Annotated in this window: 4 protein-coding genes; 3 read left to right on the forward strand and 1 reads right to left on the reverse strand. The window is 59.8% G+C overall.

The features are described from left to right. Positions 1 to 21: 21 nt before the first annotated feature. A complete protein-coding gene (locus ABX749_RS20535; RefSeq protein ID WP_372897617.1) occupies positions 22 to 1,779 on the reverse strand; it encodes a hypothetical protein in 1,758 nt (585 codons plus the stop codon). A gap of 251 nt (positions 1,780 to 2,030) precedes the next feature. Between ABX749_RS20535 and ABX749_RS20540 the strand changes: the two genes are divergently transcribed. The 3 genes from ABX749_RS20540 to ABX749_RS20550 all read left to right on the forward strand — a co-directional run. Further along, the gene (locus tag ABX749_RS20540) at positions 2,031 to 2,993 is read left to right on the forward strand and encodes an aldose 1-epimerase (RefSeq protein ID WP_372897618.1); all 963 of its coding nucleotides are present in this window, start codon (positions 2,031 to 2,033) and stop codon (positions 2,991 to 2,993) included. 100 nt (positions 2,994 to 3,093) lie between these two features. Next, positions 3,094 to 4,440 (forward strand): alpha-L-fucosidase, encoded by a 1,347-nt coding sequence (locus ABX749_RS20545; RefSeq protein WP_372897619.1) that lies wholly within the window; start codon positions 3,094 to 3,096, stop codon positions 4,438 to 4,440. Between the two features lie 67 nt (positions 4,441 to 4,507). Beyond that, on the forward strand, positions 4,508 to 5,302 hold a 795-nt coding region (locus ABX749_RS20550; protein ID WP_372897620.1), incomplete at its 3' end, for an isoaspartyl peptidase/L-asparaginase family protein.

The raw sequence follows: 5,302 nt of genomic DNA on the forward strand, positions 1-5,302 counted from the left end.
ATTGAACCGCATCGTTGAGTGTCACTTTGCGGAGGTTACCGGCGTTTGCTCCAGAGTCACCGCTCCCGGTTCGCAATAACAGGACGACGTCGGCTCCACGTCCGAACGGAACCAGGCGCGGGAACGTTGCCGAACGAGCTGATCAAGGCCTTCGGTTTTTCGCTGCGCCCGCCGTGCTTTTTCAAGCCCCAGCAACGCCCAGCCGTTACCCGGATTGCGTTCCAAATCCGTTTCATAAACCGACTCGGCGCGGGCGTAATTGCCCGACGCCATCAGCAGTGCCCCGAGTGCATGCCGAACCGGCTGCAACCAACTCGGCGGTTCGTCATACAGCAGTCGGTCTTCCAGTTCCGCGGCTTCTTGCAGCACACCAAACGCCTCGTCATGTTCGCCTTTGCGAAAGGCCAACTCGCCGTGCATCATCTTGCGAGCCAACGGGAACACCGCATGCGCCGGGTTGAATCCGATTTTCCAATCGGTCGGCACGGTCGCGGCGATTTTGTTGAAGGCTGCGATCTCCTGCTCCGCTTCGTCGATTCGTCCGAGCGCCGAGAACGCGATGCTGCGTGCGTAACCTCTCATCGCCCGGCTGACCGGTCGCGCGGCGGGGTAGTCCTCCAGCTCAAGAATCTCTTGCCAGCGACCGAAGCGTATCAGGACATGCGACAGTGCAGCGGCCCATCCGTCGGCGACTTGCGGGTAGCGTTGCATGAAGGTCTTCGGCACGTGCGTTTCAATTTCCCGCGCCGCCTGCAGCGCTTGTTCGTAACGGCCTTCCATCATCGCCGCGTACGCGAGAAAGTGCAGGTTGTGTGAGATATACAACCCGTAGTAATCTTGTTCGGCAGCCGAAGCCAGATAGCGCCGATCGGCTGCGACCGCGCGAACGTTTGCGTCGGCGGCATCCGAGTACCGCCCCACTCGGCCGTAGATGTGCGACGGCATGTGAGTCAGGTGACTGGAACCGGGAACCAACAACGCCAAGCGATCGGCAGCCGCTTCGGCACGCTCGGGTGATTTCGATGCCTCGACGGCGTGAATGTAATAGTGCAACGCACCGGGATGGTCGGGATCCAATTCGATCACCTTCTCCAGCGTCTGGACGATTTCCGAGGCGCGTCCCTTGGGGGCTCCCTCTTCGGTCCAGTAGTCCCAGGGCTGCAAATTCATCAACGCTTCGGCAAACAGCGTCCCCACGTCGGCATCATCGGGAAACTGGTCCCACACTTTCTCCATGGCGTCGGCATACTTCTTTTCAAGTTCCGCCGGATCCTCGGGGGCCGGCCACGTGTATCGGACTGCGACTGCCTGGACGAGTGCTTTTTCGACCGGTGACGCGTGCTCCAGTCGATGGAGTGCCGCGTTTCGCGCTTCCCACGCGGTCCGCGATTCCTGTTCGGTCATCGTCAGATCGTTGATGTTGATGCCGCTGGCATAGGCGATTCCCCACCAGGGAAGCACGCATTGCGGATCGAGCCGAGCGGCTTCCCGAAAACACCGAATCGCTTCGTCGTCGTTGAAACCGTACAGCCACTGCATGCCCTGATCGATGTACTTTTGTGCAACGGGAGACGTCGTTTCGGTCTCTCGCGAATAGTTCTCGAAACCGTCAAACAGAATCGCCGACGCGGTGTCGGGTGACGTGGTGTCCGGTGCCGGTGACTCGGTGACCGCGTCCGGGGAGCCGCGGGTGATCACATCGTGGGTATCACAGCCACCGGCCGCGAAGAATGCGAGTGACGCCAGAGCCGCATTCAAATAGTATCTTCTCTTTGGCATGAGAGTCTCCTGTTTGATGGAACGGTAAAACAGGCCGATACACGCGGGTTTGCGATTGGCCAGCCACACAGGGGGCGTGAATTCCGTTGTCACAGTGTGAATCTGGCGTCCTCATCCGATCATTAGACGACAATGCGTGATGCGACGTCCTCAGGTGAACTAAAATCGGCTCCTGATCCAATCGCTCAACCCCCACGGACACGATCATGATGCTCCGATCACTCCTTTGTTGTTTCGCTTTTTGCGTCGTCGTGTCAAACGTTGTGGCCGGCGAAATCTCGATCGGCAACGACTCGGGAACCCAGGTTTTCACGCTGCGGCAGGGAACAACGGTGGTCAAATTTGCTCCCGGCGCGGGCGCCAACGCGTACTCGATACGCGTCGATGACGTTGAGTATCTGCGACAACCGGAGTCGCTGGACAAACTGCCCGGCGTCGGATTCGGAAACCCCGTCTTGTATCCGACTCCGAATCGAGTCAAGGATGCGGCGTTCGAATTTGGCGGAAAAACGGTTCGTTTCCAGCCCAACGCGGGTGGCAATTTCATTCACGGTCTGGTCAATCGGCATGCTTGGCAATTCGTCCGATCCAGTTCCGATTCAACGCATGCTGCGATCACCTGCGTGGCCGATTTCGGTGACGGCACCGCGTTGCATTCGCAGTTCCCGTTTCCCCATCAGCTTTACTTGACCGTGACGGTCCGCGAGGGTGCGGTCCGCTGGACGTACAAGGTTGACAACACCGGTGGCACCGCCGCGGTGCCCTTCGGATTTGCCTTGCATCCGTATTTCGTTTACCAGGGCCGGCGTGAAAACACGTACCTGAAAATCCCAGCGACACATTGGATGGAATCGGAAAAGCAACTGCCATCGGGAGAGCTGGTTCCCAAGGACCAGTTGGATTATCCGCTCGGCGAGTTCATGTCGCTTGAGGGAACGACGTTTGACGACGTGTTCTGGGGCATGAAACCGGATCAGCCCACCGTCATCGACTATCGCGACGTGAACCGAAAGATCACCATCGCTGCATCCGAAGCGTTCACGCACCTGGTGGTCTGGACTCCGGACCGACCGTATTTTGGAGTGGAAAGCCAGACCTGCAGCACCGACGCGCACAATCTGCACGCGGCGGGCAAGACCCGCGAAGCGCACCTGCAGATCTGCCAACCCGGCCAAACCCTCAGCGGCTGGGTGGAATACCGATTCGGCGAGTGAATCATGGCGGGCGATTGGACACAGCCGGCTGGAGAATGGAGGCCGTGATCTCGGCTACAATGCCAGTGTTCTTGAACCTATTCGATAGAGGTCGATCAACATGTCCATCAGACGCCGCCGATTCCTCCAACAGACCGCGACGGGATGCGCACTGGCAATGGCTCCCGCTGGTCTGCTCGTCGATAGCACTCGGGTCGCCGCCGCCGACGGCGATGCGATTCCCGTGCCCGAACCACGGATCGCCCGATTCGAGCGAATGGCGTATGGCATGTTCATTCACTGGGGCCTGTACTCCCAACTGGGACGCGGCGAATGGGTCATGCATCGCGAGAAGATTCCCAAAGCCGAGTATCGCAAGCTGCGAGACACGTTTACGGCGAAAGCATTCGATGGCCGGAAGCTTGCAAGAACGGCACGCGTGGCGGGCATGAAGTACATCACGCTCACCGCGCGACACCATGACGGGTTCAGCCTTTATGACACGCGAGGGTTGTCCGAACACGACGCCATGCACACGCCGGCCGGCCGTGACCTCATTCTGGATTTTGTCAATGGATGCCGAGCGGAAGGGATCACGCCGTTTCTCTACCACACGACGCTCGACTGGTGGCAGGAGAGCTTCGAAACAGACTTCGACGCCTACCTGGACTACCTGAGAAAATCAGTCGAGATCCTTTGCACGGAATATGGCCCGATCGGCGGATTCTGGTTCGATGGCAATTGGAGTAAGAAGAACGCGGACTGGAAAGAAGGTGAGTTGTACAAGACGATCCGGCGTCATCAACCCGAAGCGATCATCGTGAACAACACCGGCCTGAGCCACCGCGGGGCTCTGGGGCATCCCGAAATCGACTCGGTGACGTTTGAGCAGGGCCGCCCCACCCCGCGAGATCACCGTGGAAAACCGAAGTACGTGGCCGGCGAGATGTGCCAGACCATGAACCGGCACTGGGGGATTGGCAAGAATGATTTTGCCTACATGGGCCCACCGGAAATTATTGAGAACCTTTGTGCGTGCCGCAAAGTCGGCGCCAACTATCTGCTGAACGTCGGACCGACGGCGGAAGGCGCGATACCGGAATACGAGGCCGCCACGCTTCGACGCAGTGGTGATTGGGTCGCCATGCACGCCGAAGCCGTTTACCAAGGTCGGCCGGCGGGGCTCCAGGGCGAGGGCGACGACTTTGGCCTGGATGCCAACGGCACCATGTACTTGTTTGTCCATCACTTGGGTACGCGTGGTGATGCGAACGTCGCGGTGGGGCCGACCGGCGCTGGACCGCGTACGTTCACAGGCATCAAGACAAGGATTGACTCCGCTGTCTGGGTCGACAATGGGGAGAAGCTGAAGTTTGAACAGGACCTGGATGCCGGTACGCTCACCGTCCGCTGCACCGGGTTCCCCTACGGCACCAACACGGTCGTGCGGTTGGTGCGACTCTCATGACGGGCGTCCGATGAGATGGATTAGAATCCAGCCATGATTTCTTCGCTCTCCTTCAACGGTAGATTTGATGTTTCGAACACTCGTTCTTTGCACGGTTGTCTGGATGGCTGACGCGTTGATCGGTTCATCGGCAGCCAGTCCTGTTCACGCCGAAACCGCACAACCGAAGCGTTGGGCGATTGTGATCCATGGCGGTGCGGGCGGAGATCCGTCGAAGTGGAGTGATGAAAAACGCAACGCACGCCTGGATGGATTGGAGGCGGCACTGAAAATCGGACGCGACCTGCTCGCCGGCGGCGGTTCGTCACTCGATGCGGTGGAAGCGGTGATCCGGTCGTTGGAAGACAACGCCAGCTTCAACGCCGGCCGGGGTGCGGTGCTGACCCAAGCCGGAAACGCGGAGCTGGATGCGTCGATCATGGATGGACGCAACCGTGCCTGCGGTGCGATCGCCGGCGTGACGACCATCAAAAACCCGATCGCGACGGCGCGATTGGTCATGACCGACACCAAACATGTGTTGCTGGTCGGCGACGGCGCCGAGGCCTTCGCGGCGTCTAAAAACGTGCCGTTGGTCGACCCAAAGTATTTTTTGAGCCACCGTCGGCGGACGCCGCAGCAATCGGATCCGTCGGAACATCCGCACCTGGGCACCGTCGGTTGCGCCGCACTCGATTTGGAGGGGAACCTTGCCGCGGGAACCAGCACCGGTGGCACGCCGAAAAAACTGCCCGGCCGTGTCGGCGATTCGCCGATCGTGGGCGCGGGCACGTTCGCCGACAATGCGTCCTGCGCCGTTTCGGGAACCGGCGTCGGCGAGGAATACATCCGCAACGCCGTGGCCTATGACATCGCCGCTCAG

Source organism: Stieleria sp., from assembly GCF_041595215.1.
GTDB classification, from domain to species: Bacteria; Planctomycetota; Planctomycetia; order Pirellulales; family Pirellulaceae; genus Stieleria; species Stieleria magnilauensis.

Coding starts and splice junctions, on each gene's coding strand:
- ABX749_RS20535 (WP_372897617.1), bottom strand. CDS start 1,779: ATGCCAAAGAGAAGATACTATTTGAATGCGGCTCTGGCGTCACTCGCA.
- ABX749_RS20545 (WP_372897619.1), top strand. CDS start 3,094: ATGTCCATCAGACGCCGCCGATTCCTCCAACAGACCGCGACGGGATGC.